The following is a 19,570-nucleotide window of genomic DNA, read 5'->3' as shown; positions in this document are numbered from 1 at the left end:
GCCCAATGGCCGAGATCAAAGACCCCGAAAACACCATCCTGATGGAACTCAAAGGCGGCACCGTCACTATTGAGTTGATGCCCGACCTTGCGCCCAAGCACGTCGAGCGCATGAAAGAACTGGCCCGCGCCGGGAAATACGACAACGTGGCTTTCCACCGCGTGATCGAAGGTTTCATGGCCCAGACGGGCGATGTGGCCAACGGCAACATGGAAGACAACTTCAACCTGCGTGCGGCCGGCACCGGCGGCTCCGACCTGCCGAACCTGCCTGCGGAATTCTCCAAGGTTCCCCACGCGCGTGGCACCATCGGCGCCGCTCGTTCGGCCAACCCCGACAGCGCCAACAGCCAGTTCTTCATCAACTTCAAGGACAATGATTTCCTCAACGGTCAGTACACCGTTTACGGGCAAGTCATCTCGGGCATGGAACATGTCGACGCGCTCACACGGGGCGAGCCGCCTGCGAACCCCGACCGCATGATCTCCGTCAAGGTGGCCGCAGATGCGTAAGCTCGTAGGCACCAGCGCCGTTTTGGCGCTCCTCGGTTCGGCGGCCATGGCCACCGGGCTTGAGATCGAAGTTGCGGGCGAGGCCAATGGCACCGTCAAGATCGACCTGCTGGAAGATGTGGCACCCGCCCATGTCGCGCAGATCACCGAACTGGCCGAAGAAGGCGCCTATGACGGGGTGGTCTTCCACCGCGTGATCGACGGGTTCATGGCGCAGACCGGCGACGTGCAGTTTGGCCGCGCCGATGGCGACACCGCGCGTGCTGGCATGGGCGGCTCCGACAAGCCCGACCTAGAGGCGGAGTTCTCGGACATCGCCTATGAGAAGGGCGTCGTGGGCATGGCCCGCAGCCAGAGCCCGAACAGCGCCAACAGTCAGTTCTTCATCATGTTCGACGAAGCCCCCTTCCTTGACGGTCAGTACACTGTCGTGGGCAAGGTCACCGAAGGTCAGGACGTGGTCGACGCCATCAAACGCGGGACCGGCCCCAGCGGTGCCGTTGTCGGCACGCCGGACGTGATGCAAAAGGTCACTGTGACCGAGTAACCGTCGGCCCCAAGTCGCATCGGGGACCGAGTAACATCTGTTCCCGATTGCGTGGGGTGGGCTTGCTTGCTCACCCCCGCATGCGGCACGCTCGGGCCATGATAAAATTAAGCGCCATCGTTCTAAGCCTTGGCCTTGCGGCCAACAGTCTTCTCGCCGATCCCGCCCGCTGGCAGGGGGAATGGCCTGAGACCGATTTTTCCAAAACAAGCATCACAGATTGGTCCGAGATCATCTCGGGCGGGCCGCCCAAGGATGGCATCCCGGCACTCGATGCACCGGGTTTCAAAGCCGCGCGCGCCGAAACCCGCATCGCCCCGCGCGAGCCAGTCATCACGGTCGCGATAGAGGGTGCCAAACCGCGCGCCTATCCGATCCGCTATCTGACATGGCATGAGATTGTTAACGATAGGGTCAATGGCCAGCCCATCGCCGTGACCTTTTGCCCGCTGTGTAACTCTGCGCTGGTCTTTGACCGCCGCGTCGCGGGGCAGGTGCTGCGCTTTGGCGTATCAGGGAAGCTGCGCCATTCCGACATGGTAATGTATGACCGCGAGACCCAAAGCTGGTGGCAACAGGCCGAAGGCCGCGCCATCGTGGGGGCGCTGACGGGCACCGAGCTAAAACACCTCCCAAGCTGGCTGGAAAGCTGGGCCGATTTCACCGCGCGAAACCCCGACGGGCTGGTGATGGAGGAACCTTCCTACAACCGCGACTATGGCCGCAACCCTTACCGGAACTATGATTCTTCGGCCAAACCCTTCCTCTACGACGGCGCGCAGCCGCCGCACGGAATTGCACCGCTAGAGCGCGTGGTGCGTGTGGGAGACCGGGCGTGGCGGCTCAACCGCCTGGCCGAGGAAGGCGAGGTGCGTGAGGCCGGTGTGACGATCTCGTGGCGGGCAGGGCAGGCCTCGGCGTTGGACGCGGGGCAGATCGGCCAGGGGCGTGACGTGGGCAGCATCCGCGTGCGTGACAGCGCCGGCAGCGACGTGCCGCATGATGTGATGTTTGCCTTCGCCTTTGATGCCTTCTGGCCAGATGGTACTTGGATGCTGGGGCGTTAAGCCCGCGCAGCAAGCCCGAAATGAGAACGGGCGCCGCAGTTTCCTGCGACGCCCGTGAATGCTGTGAACCGACCGCGGGTCTTAGGACGCCGGGTTCGGCTTCTGCGCCGGAGCGGATTTTGCGCCGGGGTTCAGCGGATCGTCCTGACGCTGCACCGAACCTTCGAAATGCGCGCCGGATTCGATCGCGATGGTCTTGTGGATGATGTCACCCTCAACCCGTGCGGTCGATGTCAGACGTACCTTGAGGCCACGCACGCGGCCCACGATACGGCCATTGATCACCACGTCATCGGCAACCACTTCGCCTTTGATCGTCGCCGTTTCACCGATGGTCAACAGATGCGCGCGGATGTCGCCCTCAACAGTGCCTTCAACCTGAACATCGCCCGTCGTCTTCATGTTGCCGGTCACATGCAGGTCCGAAGACAGAACGGATGCGGGCGGCTTCGCCTTGGGGGCGCTGGCCTTGAACTCGCTCTGCTTGGAGGGCGCAGGGGCCGCCGAAGCGCTGGAAGGTGCCGGTTTGGACGCATCTGCATCCTGGGGCGCGGGATCGTTGATTTTGCTTTTAGAAAACATCGTTTGCAGCCTTGATATAGATCATGGGGTTAACAGCCTTGCCACCTACGCGGACTTCATAGTGGAGATGGACACCGGTGACCCGTCCTGATGCTCCCATATCACCAATATGCTGCCCGCGCGAGACTCTTTGACCAACTTTCACGCGCAGCTTGGACATGTGGGCATAACGGGTCTCAATCCCGAACTCGTGCTGGATCTTGACCAAACGGCCATAGCCCGAGGACCAGCCGGCGTGAATCACCACACCATCGGCGGTCGCATAAAGCGGCGTGCCCATGCCAGCGGCAAAGTCGACGCCCTTGTGCATCCGGCGGCCACCTGTCTTGGGGTCGCGGCGATAGCCGAACTGGCTGGTGAAGCGGAAAGCGTTTTTGACCGGGTTCGCAAAAGGCGCTTTTTCGGCGGCGATGCGGTAAAGGTTCAACCGGTCCATCTGGTTCAGCAGACGGTTTGCGCGCAGCGTATCGGGGCTAAGCTCTTCGCCGCGGGTGGTGAAGGACAGCGGCGTCATCGGGCCACCTTGGCCGGAATAGCCGCGGCGCACGGTGGCGAGGATACGGTCGGTCGGCATGCCCGCGCTGCGGAACATCTTATCGAGCGGGGCGACAGAGACGCTCATCGCTTCTTCAAGCTGGCGGAAGATCGCGTCGTTCTGATCGCGCATCAACGCGATCTCTTGCGCCATTTCATCGGCCTGCAGCAGCGCATCCTGCGCGTCGACCACAACTTTGTCGCGCTCTGCCGCGGTGCGTGCCAGAGCTTGGGCAAGGAAATCGACCGGCGCTTGATCGGCATCGGCGCGCAGGCTGCCCGCTTCACCGTTCTCAAGGCTGCCTTCCAATTCGGCCAGCTTCAGCCGGGCCTTTTGGCGGTCTTTCATCGTGTCGCGCAGAGTGGATTGGATCACGTCGATCCCGGTCTCCAACTCACGGCGGCGGGTCTCTGACGCCAGCAGTTCGGATTGCATGACGGAAATTTGTGTGAGCGCGGCGTTAAAGCGGTCTTGTGCGGCCAGTGCCTCTTCGGCCCGCAGGTCACGCTGCGCGGAAAGCTCGTTCAGACGGGCCTGATAGGTGCGCTGATCGCGTTTGGCCTGCTCGCGAAAGTTGCCCGAGCCGATGCTGTCCATCAAAATGATCGCCGTGGCGATGATGGCCCAAGACACGAGGAAGGCCGACCCCGCCAGCCCGATAATCTGGGTGCCGGGGCGCAGGCGGATGAAACGTGTATCGCTGTCGGATTTCAAAAAGACGCGGCGTTCGGGAAAATAATGCTCAAGCAGAGCATGCGTCTTGATGGCAATCCGTGTGCGCACGTTGTCGTCCTTTGTCCCGTCCCGTCGGCGCGGAGGGCTCGCCCAGCCCGCGCCCAACGTCAATAGCCAGTGCCCGCGAATGGGGCAACCCTATTGACCCGCAGCGGCCCGCGCCTGCGCGGCAATCCCCCATTCGCCCCGGAAAAAGCGCTTTGCCATTGGCAAAAAACCGCCGATACCAAGCACTTGGTGTTTTATGGCCGGATCAGCTTGGGCCCCCGTCCGCCGTGAGAGGCCAGTAGAAATCGGGCGGGATTCCCGCCTCGGCGCGTTTTTCTTCGTTGAAAGGCGGCTTCAGATCGCCGTGAAAATACTTGCGCACGAGGGCGTGAAACCGGTCTTTCGGGTCTTCGTCATGGCGGCCACAAAGGAAGTGAAACCACTTGCTACCATAGGCGACATGGGCGACTTCTTCGGCGTAAATAGTCTCAAGGGCTGCCACGGCACTGTCGGCCTTCGCATTGCGGAAAATCTTGATCATGCCCGGCGTCACGTCCAGTCCGCGCGCCTCCAGCACCATGGGCACCACGGCAAGGCGGCCCATCAGATCGTCCACCGTGTCTTCGGCTGCGCGCCACATGCCAGCATGGGCGGGCATGGCGCCGTAATGACTGCCCATTTCCTCAAGACAGTCGCACATTAGGTTGAAATGTTTGGATTCGTCATCCGCGGCTTTGACCCAGTCGTCAAAGAACCCCAAGGGCAGCGGCACATGCGAAAACCGCGCGATCACGTCCCAATGTAGGTCCACGGCGTTCAATTCGATATGCGCCACGGCATGCAACAGCGCCGCGCGCCCCTCAGGCGTGCCGGGGCGGCGGCGAGGCACTTCGCGCGGGCTGAGCAATTCGGGCTGGGCGGGGCGGGCAGGGTGCAGCGGCGGATCGGCACGGCCCACCTCGGGGCGCGCTCCCTCGGCCCGGGCTGAGAGCCATTCCGCTGCGAATTTCCGCGACAGTGCGGTCTTTTCGCGCCCATCCGCTGTGCGCAGCACCGCCTCGGCCATTTCCGCCAGCGGCATCATGCGCCGCGCACCGCGTCCAGCACCGCATCGACATGGCCGGGCACTTTCACCTTGCGCCAGACCTGCGCGATCTGGCCTGTCGCGTCGATCAGATAGGTCGCGCGTTCGATGCCCATGGATTTCTTGCCGTACATGTTCTTCTCGACCCAGACCTCATAGGCTTCCGTCACCGCGCCATCGGTGTCTGACAACAGCGGCACGGTCAGCGCGTGTTTGGCGGCGAACTTATCGTGTTTGTCCATGCTGTCGCGTGAAATGCCAAAGACTTGCACACCAGCCTCGGCAAACTCCGACAGCCGCTCGGAAAAGCCGATCGATTCCTTGGTGCAGCCGGGCGTGTCATCGCGCGGGTAAAAGAACAGCACCACGGGGTCGCCTTGCTGCGCAGACAGCGTAATCTCGCCACCGCCAGTCACGGGAAGGGTGAAATCCGGGGCCGGTTGGCCGGGCTGGGGTCCGATCTGCGACATGGGGCGGTTCCTTTGGCTTGTGAAGGGTCGTTCAGGGCTGTCATACTGCATCTGATTTGACAACGTCAAAGCCGCCCCCGAAAGCCGCCCTATCCGAACCGGAGCCCGATGCGCGACCCATCCCCTTCCATCCCCCTGCGCCAGACGGCGAAGGGTCGTCCCGCCGCAGGCCGCGCCGCCGCGCGGGGATCGCATTGGTTGTGGTGTTGGTGCTATTGGCGGCGCTGGCGACGGGGGCGGCGGTCTATTTCACCGGGCGTCCGATCCCCGCGCCGCTTTGGGTGCAAGAGCGGATCGAGGCGCGGATCGCGACTGCGCTGCCGCAGGCGCGGGTGGATTTCGGCGCGATGGAATTCGTCGTCGACGAAGGCTGGCGGCCGCGCGTGCGGCTGCAAGATATCTTTGTCACCACCCCCGAAGGCGACGAGATCGTCAGTTTCAATGAGTTCAAGGCCAGCCTGTCGATGCGGTCACTGCTGCGCGGTGTGGCACAGCCGCGGGCGATTTCCCTTTCAGGCGTGGTGGCAAACCTGCGCCGGGGGCGGATGGCCGGGTGAGCCTCTCTGCCGGGGCCGGGATCGCCCCGCCTGAGCGTGAGGCCGCGACCCTGCCGCAACTCATCGGTCAGATCGACGAGGTGCTGGCCGCCCCCGCGCTCTCGGCCCTACGCTCGGTTGAGCTGCGCGCCCTGACCCTGCGGTTCGAGGATGCCCGCGCGGGCCGGGCTTGGACCGGCGATGGCGGGCGGCTGCGCCTGTCGCGCAGCGGCGATCAACTTGACCTGTCGGCCGATCTTGCGGTGCTGAGCGGTGGGGCCGATGTGGCCACGCTCACCGCGAATTACAGCAGCCGCATCGGCCAGAATGCCGCGACCTTTGGTGTGACATTCGACGGGATCGATGCGCGCGACATCGCAGCACAGGGGCCTGCGTTTTCATGGCTAGAGGTGCTGCGCGCCAATATTTCGGGCGCGGTGCGCAGCGGGATCGACAGCGCGGGCCGCTTTGCGCCGATCAACGCATCGCTGCAAATCGGCAAAGGCGTGTTGCAGCCCAACTCACAGACCAAGCCGATCCCCTTTGATGGGGCGCAGAGCTACTTCAGCTATCACCCCGCGCGCCAGCTTTTGCGCTTTGACGAGATGTCACTCGACAGCCCTTGGGTGTCGGGCAACATCACCGGCACTTCGCAACTGGGCGATGTCACGGGGGGCATTCCGGGGCGGATGGTAGGGCAGTTTTCCTTACGCGATCTGCGCGCCAATCCGGCGGAAGTCTACCCCGAGACGGTGGCCTTGGATCAGGCGGATATCGACTTTGAACTCAGCCTCAACCCGTTTCGCCTGAAACTGGGCCGTTTGGAGATCAGCGATCAGGGCCGTAGCCTGCGCCTTAATGGGGCGCTTGTGGCCGAGCCTGAGGGCTGGAACCTGTCGCTCGACGGGCGCATGGACAGGCTGAGCCCGGAGCGTCTGCTGGCGCTCTGGCCCGAGGGGTGAAACCCAAGACCCGCAAATGGCTCGACGAGAACCTTCATTCAGGCCGGATGCGCAATCTTGATCTGGCGCTGCGCATGGCACCGGGGCAGGTGCCGCAGACCTATGTGGCCTTCGACTACGCCGGGGCCGAGGTGCGGTTTTTGAAAACCCTGCCGCATATCACCGACGGCAGCGGCCATATGAGCCTGCTCGATAATCGTCTTGTCGTCACGGTGGACGCAGGCGAGGTGATCGCGCCGCAGGGCGGGGCGGTGACGCTGGATGGGTCGTCTTTCATCATCCCGGATGTGCGCGTGAAAGACGGCAGCCCTTCGGTGATCCGGCTCAATACCCGGTCAACCCTGACCGCCGCGCTGTCGCTGCTGAACCAGCCGCCGATGCGGGTGATGGACAAGGCCGGGCTGCCGGTGACGCTTGCGGATGGGGAGGCGGTGCTGAAAGGCACGCTGGCGCTGCCGTTGAAAAAGGGCGGCAAGCCCGAAGATGTGCGCTATCACTTCGCGGGGGATTTGCTGTCGCTCTCGACCGATACACTGGTCAAGAACCGCAGCCTTCAGGCCAGCAAACTGGCCATCACCGCCAGCAATGATCGGATCACCATCGGCGGCGAAGGACGTATCGATGGCGTGGGTTTCGACGGGGAATGGTCGCAGGCGATTGCGCCCGGCTCTGACGAAAGCAGGCTGACTGCCCAAGTGGCGCTGACTCCTGCCGGGCTCGAAGCTTTTGGCGTCGCACTGCCCCCCGGCAGCCTTCGCGGGGAGAGCAGCGGACAGATTGCGGTGGACCTCAAGAAAGGCGCGGCACCGCGGTTTTCACTGCAAAGCGATTTGGCGGGCTTGGGCGTTTCCGTGCCGCAGCTATCGTGGTCCAAAGCACCGGCGACCAAAGGCGAATTGCGGCTGGCCGGACGGTTGGGCGAGACGCCGAACATCGACGCCTTTCAACTGAACGCGCCGGGGCTGCGGGTGGCAGGCTCCATTGACCTTGAACCCGGCGGCGCGTTGGACCGAGTGCGGATAGACCGTCTGCGGCGCGGCGACTGGCTTGATATCCCCGTGCAACTGATCGGGCGTGGCAAGGGCAATCCGGTGCAGGTGGTGCTGGGCGGCGGCACGCTGGACATGCGCCGGGCCGAATTCGGCGGGGCCGGGGGCAAGCCGGACCGCCGATGCGCGTGGCGCTGGACCGGCTGCAAATCACCGATACGATTTACCTCACGAACCTTGCGGGCACCTTTGACACGGCCAAGGGGATGGACGGGTCCTTTACTGCGCGGCTCAACGGCGGCACGCCTGTGCAAGGGCGTGTCCTGCCCCAAGGCGGGCGCAGCGCGGTGCGCGTGGTCTCGGATGATGCGGGCGGGATACTGCGCTCGGCCGGGCTGGTGAAACAGGTCGTCGGGGGCAATCTGTCGCTTACCCTGCTGCCTGTCGGGTCAGGCGGGGCCTTTGATGGGCAGCTTGAGGTCAGCAATGTCGCCATTCAAGACGCGCCCGGGATCGCGGCGCTGGTGAATGCCATTTCGGTCGTGGGGTTGATCAACGAACTCAACGGCGATGGCATTTACTTTGACGATGTTGAGGCGAAGTTTCGCTTGACCCCGAACCGCCTGACCCTGACCGAGGCCAGCGCCGTGGGCGCGTCCTTGGGGCTGTCGATGGATGGGGTCTATGCGCTCGACAGTGGGTTGATCGACATGCAGGGCGTGATCTCTCCGGTCTATATGTTCAACGGGATCGGGTCGCTGTTCACCCGCAAGGGCGAGGGGCTGATCGGGTTCAACTACCGTCTGACCGGCGCCGCGAAAGAGCCGAGCGTCTCGGTTAATCCGCTCTCGGCGCTCACGCCCGGCATGTTCCGCGAGTTGTTCCGCCGCCCGCCCCCAACACCCCCGGCGGTGCAGGGCCAAGCAGATCCGGTTGCCCGGGTGCCAGAGGACCGCTAAGCGCCGGGCGACCTATGCTGCCAGACCAATAGGAACGCCGACCGATGAAGCTCTCCGATTTCGATTTCGACCTGCCCGAGGAATTGATTGCCACGCGCCCCGCCAATCCGCGCAGCTCCGCCCGGTTGCTGGTGGCCGCGGGGGATCAGTTGCATGACCGCCGCGTGACCGACCTGACAGACTGGCTGCGCCCCGGCGACCGTTTGGTGCTGAACGACACTCGTGTGATCCCGGCGCGGCTTTCTGGGCTGCGCCACCGTGCCTCGGCCCAAGGGGCGGTGCAGGCCAAAATCGAAGTCACGCTTTTAGAGCCGCGCGGCGATGGCACGTGGTCGGCGTTGATCAAACCCTGCGCAAGCTGAAAATCGGCGAAGAAGTCGTCTTTTCCGACGATCTGCGCGCCACGCTTGAGGCGGTGGAAGACGGGCAAGGGCATCTGCGGTTCAACTGCACAGGTGATGATTTCGATGCTGCGCTGAACGCGGCCGGGGCCATGCCGCTGCCGCCCTATATCGCCGCAAAGCGCGCGGCTGACGCGCAGGATATGACGGATTACCAAACCGTCTTTGCCCGCCACGCAGGCGCGGTCGCGGCCCCCACGGCGTCGCTGCATTTCGACGAGGCGCTGCTCGGGGCGCTGGCGGCCAAGGGGGTCACCTTTAGCCATGTCACCCTGCATGTCGGGGCGGGCACCTTCCTGCCGGTCAAGGTCGATGACATTTCCGAGCACAAAATGCACGCCGAATGGGGCCGAGTGAGCGCCGAGGCCGCCAAAGAGATCACCGCCACCCGTGCCGCCGGAGGGCGCGTGATCCCCGTGGGCACCACCGCGCTGCGCCTGATCGAAACAGCGGCGCGCGGCGGGCAGATCGCGGCGTGGGAAGGGGATACCGATATTTTCATCACGCCGGGGTTCGACTTCAACGTGACCGATGGGCTGATGACGAATTTTCACCTGCCCAAATCCACGCTGATGATGCTGGTCTCGGCCCTGATGGGCGTGCAGCAGGTAAAAGACATTTATGCCCATGCCATCGCCGAAAAATACCGTTTCTTTTCATACGGCGATTCCTCTCTTCTGCTGCCTGAGGCGCAAAAACCCGCTTGAATGTCGTTCTAGGGGGTGACTAGCCTGCGATTGCCGTCCATGGGAGGGCTTGGGCGAACAAGGAATTGACCGATGATTCAAGTGGTTTCAAGCGCATGGGCGCTATTGCTGGGCATGTGCCTGTTGATGGTCGGCAACGGCATGCAGGGCACTTTGCTGGGTATTCGCGGCGGCATCGAAGGGTTTTCGACCCTGCAAATGTCGATCGTCATGTCGGCTTACTTCGTCGGTTTTTTAGGCGGGTCGCGGATGGCGCCGGGGATGATCCGGCGTGTGGGCCACGTGCGGGTCTTTGCGGCGCTGGCCTCGCTGATCTCGGCGGTGATGATCCTCTACCCGACATTCCCCAATACCATCGTTTGGTCGCTGGGCCGGGTGCTGATCGGCTTTTGTTTCTCGGCTGTTTACGTGACCGCTGAAAGCTGGCTCAACAATGCCGCCACCAACGAGAACCGGGGGCAGGCGCTTTCGGCCTATATGATCGTGCAAACACTCGGCATCGTCATCGCCCAAGCGCTGTTGCTGACGGCTGACCCGTCGGGCTTTGTGCTCTTTGTTATTCCTTCGGTTTTGGTGAGCATCGCGGTCACGCCGATCCTGCTGTCGATCAGCCCCACACCGCCCTTCGGCACCACCAAACCGATGAGCTTGAGCACCCTGATGGAGACTTCTCCGCTCGGCTGTGTCGGCATGTTCCTTTTGGGCGGTGTTTTCTCGGCGCAGTTCGGCATGGCGGCGGTTTACGGTGCCGAGGCAGGGCTGAGCGTCGCGCAGATCTCACTTTTCGTGGCGGCCTTCTTTGTCGGTTCGGTGATCCTGCAATATCCCATCGGCTGGATTTCTGACCGGATGGACCGACGCAGCCTGATCGTCATCACCGCGCTGATCGGTGGCGCGGGCTCCATGGTCGGCATGATGCTGGGGCATATCTTTCCGATCCTGCTCGCTACGGCCTTTGTTGTGGGCGGCATGTCGAATCCGCTTTACTCGCTGATTATGGCCCATACCAACGATTTCCTCGAACAAGAGGATATGGCCGCGGCCTCGGGTGGGATGTTGTTTATCAACGGCTTAGGTGCCGTCCTTGGCCCGGTGATTACCGGTTGGATGATGGGCACGGCTCTGGGGCCGGGGGCTTTTACCTCTTTACCGCCGTGCTCTTTGCCGCGCTGGCCGGCTATGCTTCCTACCGTAAGACGCAGCGTGCTGCGGTTCCGGTGGACGAAACGGGCAACTACGTGCCGATTTACCCCTCTGCCACCGCGGTGGCCGTGGAAATCGCGCAAGAGTATGCCATTGAATCGGAACAGGAAGCCGCCGAAGAAGCTGCCCAAGAAAACGCCGAAGCTGACAAAAACGCCCCTGATAGCGATAACGATGTCGCGGATGACATAAAACGTGACTAGGCTTTTGGGGTAAGACGTTCTTAACTTTAACGAAACGCCCAGATGACGGCAAAGGAGTGTGCGGGATGGCTGCCACAAATGCAGAACCCCAAGATGTACTGAATTTCTGGCTCAAGGACGTGGGTCCGGCGGGATGGTACAATAGTTCCGATGCGCTGGACGCCGAGATCCGCAGCCGTTTCGAGGGGCTCTGGAGTGAGGCAGAGGCGGGCAAGCTGAACCATTGGCTGACCAATCCTACCGACGCGCTGGCCTTTTTGATCGTGACCGATCAATTCCCGCGCAATATGTTCCGCGATACCGGCAAGGCATTTGCCAGCGATCGTATCGCGCTCGCGGCCGCGAAGCTGGGGATCGAGAAGGGCTGGGACATGCGCGTGGAAGCGCCCGAGCGGCAGTTTTTCTACCTGCCGCTGATGCATTCAGAGAACCTCTGCGATCAGGACCGTTGCGTGCGTTTGATGTGCGAACGGATGCCGGAAAGCAATGGCAGCAACCTGCTGCACGCCCGCGCGCACCGCGAAGTGATCCGTCAGTTTGGCCGCTTTCCCTACCGAAACGCGGCGCTGTCGCGCAGTTTCACCGCGCAGGAGACCTCTTATATCGACGAGGGCGGATATGGCCGGACCGTCAAACAGCTGCGTGAAAATCTGCAAGCGGCCTGAGCTTCGGCAGGGCAGGGTAAATTCGCGTGGTTGTGGCGATTGCAAATATGGTTTAGCGGTAAACTATATTTGCAAACCCTAACGCGAGGTCCTTGCCATGGCTGCCAAATCCTTTGATCTGATCGTGATCGGTGCGGGGCCGGGCGGCTATGTCGCCGCCATCCGTGGCGCACAGCTAGGCCTGAAGGTCGCGGTTGTTGAGCGAGAAAATCTGGGCGGCATCTGCCTCAACTGGGGCTGTATCCCCACCAAGGCGCTGCTGCGCTCTGCCGAAGTGTTTCACCTGATGCACCGCGCCAAGGACTTTGGTCTGGCAGCGGATAAGATCGACTATGATCTCGAAGCGGTGGTCAAACGCTCGCGTGGCGTCGCCAAGCAGATGGAAGGCGGGGTCAAACATCTGCTGAAGAAGAACAAGGTCGACGTCTTCATGGGCGAAGCCTCGATCCCGGCAAAGGGCAAGGTCTCTGTCAAAACTGACAAGGGCAGCGAAGAGTTGACGGCCAAGAACATCGTTCTGGCAACCGGCGCCCGCGCCCGCGAACTGCCGGGGCTCGAGGCGGATGGCAAGCGCGTCTGGACCTACCGCCACGCCTTGCAGCCCGTCCATGACCCCAAGAAGCTACTGGTCATCGGCTCCGGCGCCATCGGGATCGAATTCGCCAGCTTCTACAACACACTCGGCGCTGACACGACCGTGGTCGAGGTGATGGACCGTGTTCTGCCAGTAGAAGATGAAGAAATCTCTAAATTCGCCAAGAAGGCGTTTGAGAAGCAGGGCATGACCATCATGCAAAAGGCCACGGTCAAGAAACTCGACCGTGCGGACGACAAGGTTACCGCCCATATCGAACGTGACGGCAAAGTCGAAAAGCTTGAGTTCGACACCGTGATCTCTGCGGTTGGCATTGTCGGCAATACCGAAGGTCTGGGCCTGGAAGAACTTGGCGTCAAAGTTGACCGGACCCATGTGGTGACGGACAAATATTGCCGCACAGGTGTCGACGGGCTCTATGCCATCGGCGACATCGCTGGTGCGCCGTGGCTTGCGCATAAAGCGAGCCATGAAGGGGTGATGGTGGCCGAACTCATCGCGGGCCAGAAACCACATCCCGTCAAACCCGAAAGCATCGCCGGTTGCACCTATTGCCATCCGCAGGTCGCCTCTGTCGGCCTGACCGAGGCGAAGGCCAAAGAGCAAGGCTATGACATCAAGGTTGGTCGCTTCCCCTTTATCGGCAATGGCAAGGCCGTGGCCTTGGGGGAGCCGGAAGGGCTGGTGAAAACCATCTTTGATGCCAAAACTGGCGAACTTCTGGGCGCGCATATGGTCGGGGCCGAGGTGACCGAGCTGATCCAAGGCTACGTCGTGGGCCGCCAGTTGGAGACCACCGAAGAAGACCTGATGAACACCGTCTTCCCGCATCCAACACTCAGCGAGATGATGCACGAATCCGTGCTCGACGCCTTTGACCGCGTGATCCACATGTAACGCGGGCGGGGCAGGGTGCATTGACCGCGCCTCGCCCCGCCGCAATTTGGCCAATCCGTCGGGAGCCATGTCGTGGTCAGCCTTAACCGTGTCGTCATGCACCGCAGCAGCCGTCGGCTGATTGGCCGTTTGAACCCGGCGACGCTGGATGCCGCCGAAATCTCTGGCAGGTTCGGTAAGCGCTTCGCATTCAAGAGCTATATCCAGTTTGGCTACCCGGCTTATGACATCTGCGCAGGTCCATTTACCGACCCCGAAACCAGTGCCGTGCGGCAGTTTGATCTGATCCTCGCCAATCAGGTCTGGGAGCATCTTGACCGGCCTTATACGGCGCTGGCCCATGTGCAACAGATGCTCAGAGCGGGCGGGTATTTCTGGATCGCTGTTCCGTTTTTCATCCCCTTTCATGCGGCCCCCAATGACAATTCGCGCTGGTCCGCACGGGGGCTGAAGAACTTGCTGATCGAAGCCGGCTTCGACGAGAGCCGGGTCATCGCGCGACAATGGGGTAACCGTGCCGCCGCCGCCCGCAATCTTGAACCCGACTGGCCGCCGCGTTTCGATAAAAACACGGATGACCTGACTAACGATCCCGAAATGCCGCTTTGCGCTTGGGCGCTGGCCCAGAAGAACTGAGAGCTAATGGCTGACCAAACCTCCTTTCCGCGCGTGTTCGCGCTTTGGGCCGCGGGCCTGGGGGCGGCGGCGCAATATGGTAAGATGAGCGTCATCTTCGACCTGCTTCCAAAGATTTATCCGCAGGCCGGAGCGTCGCTGGGCTTCTTGGTTTCAATGGTGGGCGGTGTCGGTATCCTCCTTGGCGTTGTGGCGGGGCTGGTGGTCGCCCGTATCCGCTACCGTCGCGCGCTGCTATTTGCCCTGTGGCTGGGCGCGGCTGTATCGGCCTTTCAGGCGCTGCTGCCGGGGTTTGGTTGGATGCTGGCCAGCCGCGTGGTCGAAGGGCTGTCGCATCTGGCCATCGTCGTTGCCGCGCCGACGTTGATTGCGCAACTCAGTACCGTGAAGGACCGTGGGTTTACCCTGACCCTCTGGGGCACCTTCTTTGGCGTGGCTTTCGCGATCCTGACCCTCATAGGCCGCCCGCTTGCGCTGACATGGGGCGTGCCTGCGCTTTTCGCCGTCCACGCGCTCTATATGGCGGGCTGTGCGCTGGTGCTTTCCGGCAGCTTACGCAGTCTGCCGGACGAGGGCCCTCAGCCGCCATTCTCTTTGCCGCAGATACTGCGTGATCACCTCGCGATCTACCGCTCTCCCTTCCTTTCCGCCCCGGCGGTGGGTTGGCTGTTCTATACATTCAGTTTCGTTTCCATCCTCACTGTCTTGCCGCCCTACCTCCCGGAAGCATGGCGCGCGCCCACCATGGCGGCCATGCCGCTGACCAGCATCGCGGTCTCGATGACCATCGGCGTCGCGTTGCTCCGCCGTCTACCGGCGGTCTCTGTTGTGCAAACTGGATTTGCCCTTTCCGCCCTTTCTATGCTTTGGCTCTGGCTCGCGCCCGGCGCGCCCTTGGCCTGTTTGGCACTGGCTGGGGCCATGGGGCTGATCCAAGGCGCAAGTTTTACCGCGGTCGCGCAACTCAACAGCGGCCCCGCCGCGCAGGCGCAGGCAAACGGCGCAGTGGCGCAGATGGGGAACCTTGGAAACAGCCTTGGCACACCGGTCATGGCGTTCGGGTTAGCGAGCTTTGGCGGCGCGGCCTTGCCTTTATTGGCGGGTGGGGCCTTTGTTATGGGGCTGGTGGCACATCTCCTCCTTGGTGCGGCCCGACGTCGCAGTCGGTGCGTTCCTGTTTAGTTCTCACTTTTCCGTTGGAAAACACTGCATCAGCACCTATGTACAAACCGTTAAGAGGGGCATGTCATGGCTGAGCTGAAGAACATCGAAGTGCGCGGCGCGCGCGAGCACAATCTAAAGAACATCGACGTGGATATTCCGCGTGACCAACTGGTTGTAATTACCGGGCTTTCCGGCTCGGGCAAGTCGAGCCTTGCCTTCGACACGATCTATGCCGAAGGGCAGCGGCGCTATGTGGAATCACTGTCGGCCTACGCGCGGCAGTTCCTTGATATGATGCAAAAACCGGATGTGGATCACATTTCCGGTCTCAGCCCCGCGATTTCAATCGAACAGAAGACCACCTCAAAGAACCCCCGATCCACCGTCGGCACGGTGACCGAGATTTACGACTATCTGCGGCTGTTGTTCGCCCGCGTCGGCACCCCTATAGCCCGGCCACCGGCAAACCCATCGAAGCCCAGCAGGTGCAGGACATGGTCGACCGGATCATGACCATGGAAGAGGGCACGCGGGCCTATCTGCTGGCGCCGATTATTCGCGACCGCAAAGGCGAATACCGCAAAGAGTTCATAGAATTGCGCAAGCAAGGCTTTCAACGGGTCAAGGTGAACGGTGAATTCTACGATCTGGATGAGCCGCCGACGTTGGACAAGAAATTCCGCCATGACATTGATGTTGTCGTCGACCGGATCGTGGTGCGCGAAGGGCTGGAAACGCGCCTGGCGGACTCGCTGCGCACGGCGCTCGACCTTGCCGATGGCATCGCCATTCTCGAAACGGCGCCCAGTGAAGGCGAGCCCGAGCGTCATACGTTTTCGGAAAAATTTGCCTGCCCTGTCAGTGGCTTCACCATTCCCGAGATTGAGCCGCGACTGTTTTCCTTCAACGCGCCTTTTGGGGCTTGCCCCTCTTGTGATGGCCTTGGGGTCGAGCTCTTTTTTGACGAGCGTTTGGTGGTGCCGGATCAGAACCTGAAAATCTATGACGGGGCCTTGGCGCCTTGGCGTAAGGGGAAGTCCCCGTACTTTAAGCAAACCATCGAAGCCATTGCGAAACATTATAATTTTGACCAAAAGACCCGCTGGAAAGACTTGCCTGAGAAGGTGCAAGAGGTGTTCCTTCGTGGTTCCGGCAAAGAAGAGATTACCTTCCGCTATGACGAAGGCGGGCGCGTTTATGAGGTCAAGCGCGTGTTTGAGGGGGTGATCCCCAATATGCAGCGCCGCTACCGCGAAACGGACAGCAACTGGGTCCGCGAGGAGTTTGAGCGCTATCAGAACAACCGCCCCTGTGGCACCTGTGGCGGCTATCGCTTGCGGCCAGAAGCGCTTGCGGTACGGATTGGCCCCACGACTGGCAATGAGAACGAGTTGCTCCACATCGGTAAGGTGGTGGAGATGTCGATCCGTGAAGCCTTTGACTGGTGCAAGGCGGTACCAGACCATCTGACCCCGCAAAAGAATGAAATCGCGAAAGCCATTCTAAAGGAAATCCGGGAACGTCTTGGGTTTCTAAATAACGTGGGTCTTGAGTACCTTACGATGTCGCGTTCAAGTGGTACTTTAAGTGGTGGCGAGAGCCAGCGAATCCGCTTGGCAAGCCAGATTGGCTCTGGCCTGACGGGCGTGCTTTACGTGCTTGATGAACCGTCGATCGGGCTGCATCAGCGCGATAATGACCGATTGCTGGATACCTTGAAGAACCTGCGGGATCAGGGAAATACGGTGATCGTTGTAGAGCACGACGAAGAGGCCATCCGCGAGGCTGATTATGTGTTCGACATTGGGCCGGGTGCTGGGGTTCACGGCGGGCAAGTGGTAAGCCATGGCACGCCTGAACAGGTGGCTAATGATCCGAATTCTGTTACTGGTCAGTATCTTACCGGCGTTCGTGAAATCTCGGTCCCGGCGAAGCGGCGCAAGGGGAACAAGAAGAAGCTGCAGGTCGTGAAGGCCACCGGCAACAATTTGCAGAATGTGACAGTAGATTTCCCGCTGGGTAAATTCGTCTGTGTTACGGGCGTGTCGGGGGCGGCAAATCCACCCTCACGATCGAAACCCTGTTCAAAACCGCTTCGATGAACCTGAACGGCGCGCGGCAGACACCTGCGCCTTGTCAGACCATCAAAGGGTTGGAACATCTCGACAAGGTCATCGATATTGACCAGCGGCCCATCGGTCGGACTCCGCGTTCGAACCCAGCGACCTACACCGGGGCCTTCACGCCGATCCGGGATTGGTTCGCCGGTTTGCCGGAAGCGAAAGAGCGCGGCTATAAGCCCGGGCGTTTCTCTTTCAACGTCAAAGGCGGGCGTTGCGAGGCCTGTCAGGGTGACGGGGTCATTAAGATTGAGATGCACTTCCTCCCTGATGTTTACGTGGAATGCGAGACCTGCAAAGGCGCGCGCTATAACCGCGAGACGCTGGAGGTGAGGTTCAAGGGTAAGAGCATCGCCGATGTTCTCGATATGACGGTGGAAGATGCGCAAAGCTTCTTTGCCGCCGTGCCGTCGATCCGTGAAAAGATGGATGCGCTGATGCGCGTGGGGCTGGGTTATATCAAGGTCGGACAGCAGGCCACGACCCTGTCGGGCGGTGAGGCGCAGCGGGTGAAGCTCAGCAAGGAGTTGAGCAAACGCTCCACCGGGCGCACGCTTTATATCCTTGATGAACCGACAACGGGTCTGCATTTCGAAGACGTGCGCAAGCTGTTGGAAGTGCTGCACGAATTGGTCGATCAGGGCAATTCCGTGGTTGTGATTGAGCATAACCTAGATGTGGTGAAAACCGCCGATCATATTATTGATATCGGCCCTGAAGGCGGTAACGGCGGTGGCCGGGTTGTGGCTACAGGGACGCCCGAAAAGGTCGCGGACGTGGCCGAAAGCCATACCGGCAAGTACCTCAAGCCGATGCTGTATAAGCAAACAAAAGTGGCGGCGGAATAACCGCCGCCACTTGGTTGGCTTGGCCTGCGGCGTGTCCTTACAACACGGCACGGGCGATGCGGATCAGTTGCAGCGTCTCATAAGCGCTATCGCGCAGCGAAATCACCTGCCCATTCAGTACCGCGTAGTTATAGCCTTCTTCCGGCTCGGCCAGACGGTAGAGATTGATGAGGTCCGCCTGCGTCAGCGCGGCGGTCGGAGCGATGTTCACACCTGAGCCAATGGTGGGCACCCGCGCCAATTCGTTAATACGCAGCAGGGCGGTGTGATCTTCGTTGCTGAGCAGCACCGGCTGACCATCGATCAGCGCGTAGCGATGGCCAGCAGGCGCGGCATCAAGGCTGTAGAGCTGTGCGATCTGGTTGGACTCCAGTAGGAGCAACTCGCGTTCGGTCAGCGGATCGGCCTCAAGATAGGGTTGGCGGCGCGCTTCCAGCAGAGTGTCCAGCTCATCGTCGGAATAGCTGGCCCATTGTTCATAGGTCACGCCCTGTTTTGCCAGTCCGGGGGCACGCAGGGCGGGTCTTTCTTGGCCAGACCGGGGGGCAGTTGCGATAGGTAATCAGCTCGTCCTCGGGCACGGCGGCTGCGTTCAATTCAGGCGCGGCCAAGGCAAGCGCCGCCGCACCGAGGATAGCGGCCATGTCACGCCCTTCGGGCGCCGGGGTGTTCAAAAGACGGGTGACCACAGTCTCGCGGTCCTGCGTAAAGCGGGTCACGCGCTCATCAAAGTCGGCGCGGTCCATGCCCTTGGGCAGTTTGACCTCATCGCCTTTGATCTTGACCTTATCACCGTTGATTTTGATCTCGATCTTATCGTCTTTCTTGTCTTTTTTGTCCTTCTTCTCTTTGTGCTTCTCGGCCTTTTCCTCGCGCTTTTCTCTCTTCTTCTCGGCCCTCTTTTCCTGCTTGTCCTTCTTCTTGGCCTTTTTGTCTTTCTTGTCTTTGCCCTTATCGCCCTTGTCGTCTTTGGCAAGCCAAAGCGTCTCAGGGCCGCTGCTGTCAAAGGCAACCGCGGGCTGGGCCGGGGCAAAGCCGGTTCCGGCGGCGGCCAGCGGGCCGGTCGCGCAGGCGGTGGTCAGGATTGTGGTAATGAGCAGGCGTCGCATCAGGTGATCTCCTCAGATGGGGTCATTCTGAAGTTAACGCCTGCTCGGGTCATGTC

At 61.4% G+C, this 19,570-nt stretch carries 17 protein-coding genes and 3 pseudogenes; 14 read left to right on the top strand and 6 right to left on the bottom strand.

The window, feature by feature from the left end; translation table 11 throughout:
• Positions 1-5 precede the first annotated feature (5 nt).
• The 3 genes from ACFQAU_RS17180 (at position 6) to ACFQAU_RS17170 (ending at position 2,126) form a co-directional block, all read left to right on the top strand.
• Positions 6-512: a peptidylprolyl isomerase gene (locus ACFQAU_RS17180; RefSeq protein WP_067623544.1), complete on the top strand. Its 507-nt coding sequence runs from the start codon at positions 6-8 to the stop codon at positions 510-512.
• A complete protein-coding gene (locus ACFQAU_RS17175; RefSeq protein ID WP_132443545.1) occupies positions 505-1,059 on the top strand; it encodes a peptidylprolyl isomerase in 555 nt (184 codons plus the stop codon). Before ACFQAU_RS17180 ends, ACFQAU_RS17175 begins: the two co-directional genes overlap by 8 nt.
• A 98-nt stretch (positions 1,060-1,157) precedes the next feature.
• The gene (locus tag ACFQAU_RS17170; protein WP_132443544.1) at positions 1,158-2,126 is read left to right on the top strand and encodes a DUF3179 domain-containing protein; all 969 of its coding nucleotides are present in this window, start codon (positions 1,158-1,160) and stop codon (positions 2,124-2,126) included.
• Positions 2,127-2,207: 81 nt separating this feature from the next.
• Here ACFQAU_RS17170 and ACFQAU_RS17165 read toward each other — a convergent pair whose 3' ends face one another.
• The 4 genes from ACFQAU_RS17165 to ACFQAU_RS17150 form a co-directional block, all read right to left on the bottom strand.
• Positions 2,208-2,708 (bottom strand): bactofilin family protein, encoded by a 501-nt coding sequence (locus tag ACFQAU_RS17165; protein ID WP_067623551.1) that lies wholly within the window; start codon positions 2,706-2,708, stop codon positions 2,208-2,210.
• Positions 2,698-4,026 carry a M23 family metallopeptidase gene (locus tag ACFQAU_RS17160; RefSeq protein WP_067623553.1) on the bottom strand — a complete coding sequence of 443 codons (1,329 nt, stop codon included), beginning with the start codon at positions 4,024-4,026 and terminating at the stop codon, positions 2,698-2,700. Before ACFQAU_RS17160 ends, ACFQAU_RS17165 begins: the two co-directional genes overlap by 11 nt.
• A gap of 205 nt (positions 4,027-4,231) precedes the next feature.
• Positions 4,232-5,050: a ferritin-like domain-containing protein gene (locus tag ACFQAU_RS17155; protein WP_120350891.1), complete on the bottom strand. Its 819-nt coding sequence runs from the start codon at positions 5,048-5,050 to the stop codon at positions 4,232-4,234.
• Positions 5,047-5,520 carry a peroxiredoxin gene (locus ACFQAU_RS17150; RefSeq protein ID WP_132443543.1) on the bottom strand — a complete coding sequence of 158 codons (474 nt, stop codon included), beginning with the start codon at positions 5,518-5,520 and terminating at the stop codon, positions 5,047-5,049. The genes ACFQAU_RS17155 and ACFQAU_RS17150 overlap by 4 nt, the downstream gene beginning before the upstream one ends.
• Positions 5,521-5,714: 194 nt before the next feature.
• Here ACFQAU_RS17150 and ACFQAU_RS17145 point away from each other — a divergent pair, with 194 nt between their 5' ends.
• The 11 genes and pseudogenes from ACFQAU_RS17145 (at position 5,715) to uvrA (ending at position 18,405) form a co-directional block, all read left to right on the top strand.
• Positions 5,715-6,077, top strand: coding sequence for a hypothetical protein (locus ACFQAU_RS17145; RefSeq protein WP_386283634.1), 363 nt, complete (start codon positions 5,715-5,717; stop codon positions 6,075-6,077).
• Positions 6,074-7,018 carry a hypothetical protein gene (locus tag ACFQAU_RS17140; RefSeq protein WP_386283631.1) on the top strand — a complete coding sequence of 315 codons (945 nt, stop codon included), beginning with the start codon at positions 6,074-6,076 and terminating at the stop codon, positions 7,016-7,018. The genes ACFQAU_RS17145 and ACFQAU_RS17140 overlap by 4 nt, the downstream gene beginning before the upstream one ends.
• A complete protein-coding gene (locus tag ACFQAU_RS17135; protein WP_386283627.1) occupies positions 7,015-8,409 on the top strand; it encodes a YhdP family protein in 1,395 nt (464 codons plus the stop codon). Before ACFQAU_RS17140 ends, ACFQAU_RS17135 begins: the two co-directional genes overlap by 4 nt.
• Positions 8,355-8,966, top strand: a complete 612-nt coding sequence (locus ACFQAU_RS17130; RefSeq protein ID WP_386283623.1) for an AsmA-like C-terminal region-containing protein — start codon at positions 8,355-8,357, stop codon at positions 8,964-8,966. The genes ACFQAU_RS17135 and ACFQAU_RS17130 overlap by 55 nt, the downstream gene beginning before the upstream one ends.
• Positions 8,967-9,010: 44 nt before the next feature.
• Positions 9,011-10,074, top strand: a pseudogene (gene queA, locus ACFQAU_RS17125) (tRNA preQ1(34) S-adenosylmethionine ribosyltransferase-isomerase QueA).
• A 72-nt stretch (positions 10,075-10,146) separates the two neighbouring features.
• Positions 10,147-11,480 (top strand): annotated as a pseudogene (locus tag ACFQAU_RS17120) (MFS transporter).
• Between the two features lie 65 nt (positions 11,481-11,545).
• Positions 11,546-12,145, top strand: coding sequence for a DUF924 family protein (locus tag ACFQAU_RS17115; RefSeq protein ID WP_067626556.1), 600 nt, complete (start codon positions 11,546-11,548; stop codon positions 12,143-12,145).
• 97 nt (positions 12,146-12,242) lie between these two features.
• A complete protein-coding gene (lpdA, locus tag ACFQAU_RS17110) occupies positions 12,243-13,637 on the top strand; it encodes a dihydrolipoyl dehydrogenase (RefSeq protein ID WP_132443540.1) in 1,395 nt (464 codons plus the stop codon).
• Positions 13,638-13,709: 72 nt separating this feature from the next.
• Positions 13,710-14,273 carry a methyltransferase domain-containing protein gene (locus ACFQAU_RS17105; RefSeq protein ID WP_240791531.1) on the top strand — a complete coding sequence of 188 codons (564 nt, stop codon included), beginning with the start codon at positions 13,710-13,712 and terminating at the stop codon, positions 14,271-14,273.
• Positions 14,274-14,279: 6 nt separating this feature from the next.
• Positions 14,280-15,455 carry an MFS transporter gene (locus tag ACFQAU_RS17100; protein WP_132443539.1) on the top strand — a complete coding sequence of 392 codons (1,176 nt, stop codon included), beginning with the start codon at positions 14,280-14,282 and terminating at the stop codon, positions 15,453-15,455.
• Between the two features lie 66 nt (positions 15,456-15,521).
• A pseudogene (uvrA, locus tag ACFQAU_RS17095) lies at positions 15,522-18,405 on the top strand (excinuclease ABC subunit UvrA).
• Positions 18,406-18,442: 37 nt separating this feature from the next.
• Here the strand turns inward: uvrA and ACFQAU_RS17090 are convergent.
• Positions 18,443-18,892, bottom strand: coding sequence for a hypothetical protein (locus tag ACFQAU_RS17090; protein WP_386283610.1), 450 nt, complete (start codon positions 18,890-18,892; stop codon positions 18,443-18,445).
• Positions 18,882-19,514 carry a hypothetical protein gene (locus ACFQAU_RS17085; protein ID WP_386283607.1) on the bottom strand — a complete coding sequence of 211 codons (633 nt, stop codon included), beginning with the start codon at positions 19,512-19,514 and terminating at the stop codon, positions 18,882-18,884. The genes ACFQAU_RS17090 and ACFQAU_RS17085 overlap by 11 nt, the downstream gene beginning before the upstream one ends.
• Positions 19,515-19,570 lie beyond the last annotated feature (56 nt).

The sequence above is a fragment of the Sulfitobacter profundi genome (assembly GCF_042661425.1).
Classification (GTDB): Bacteria; Pseudomonadota; Alphaproteobacteria; order Rhodobacterales; family Rhodobacteraceae; genus Sulfitobacter; species Sulfitobacter profundi.
The sequence above is the reverse complement of the archived record's forward strand: the minus strand, read 5'-3'. Positions and strand labels throughout refer to the sequence as shown.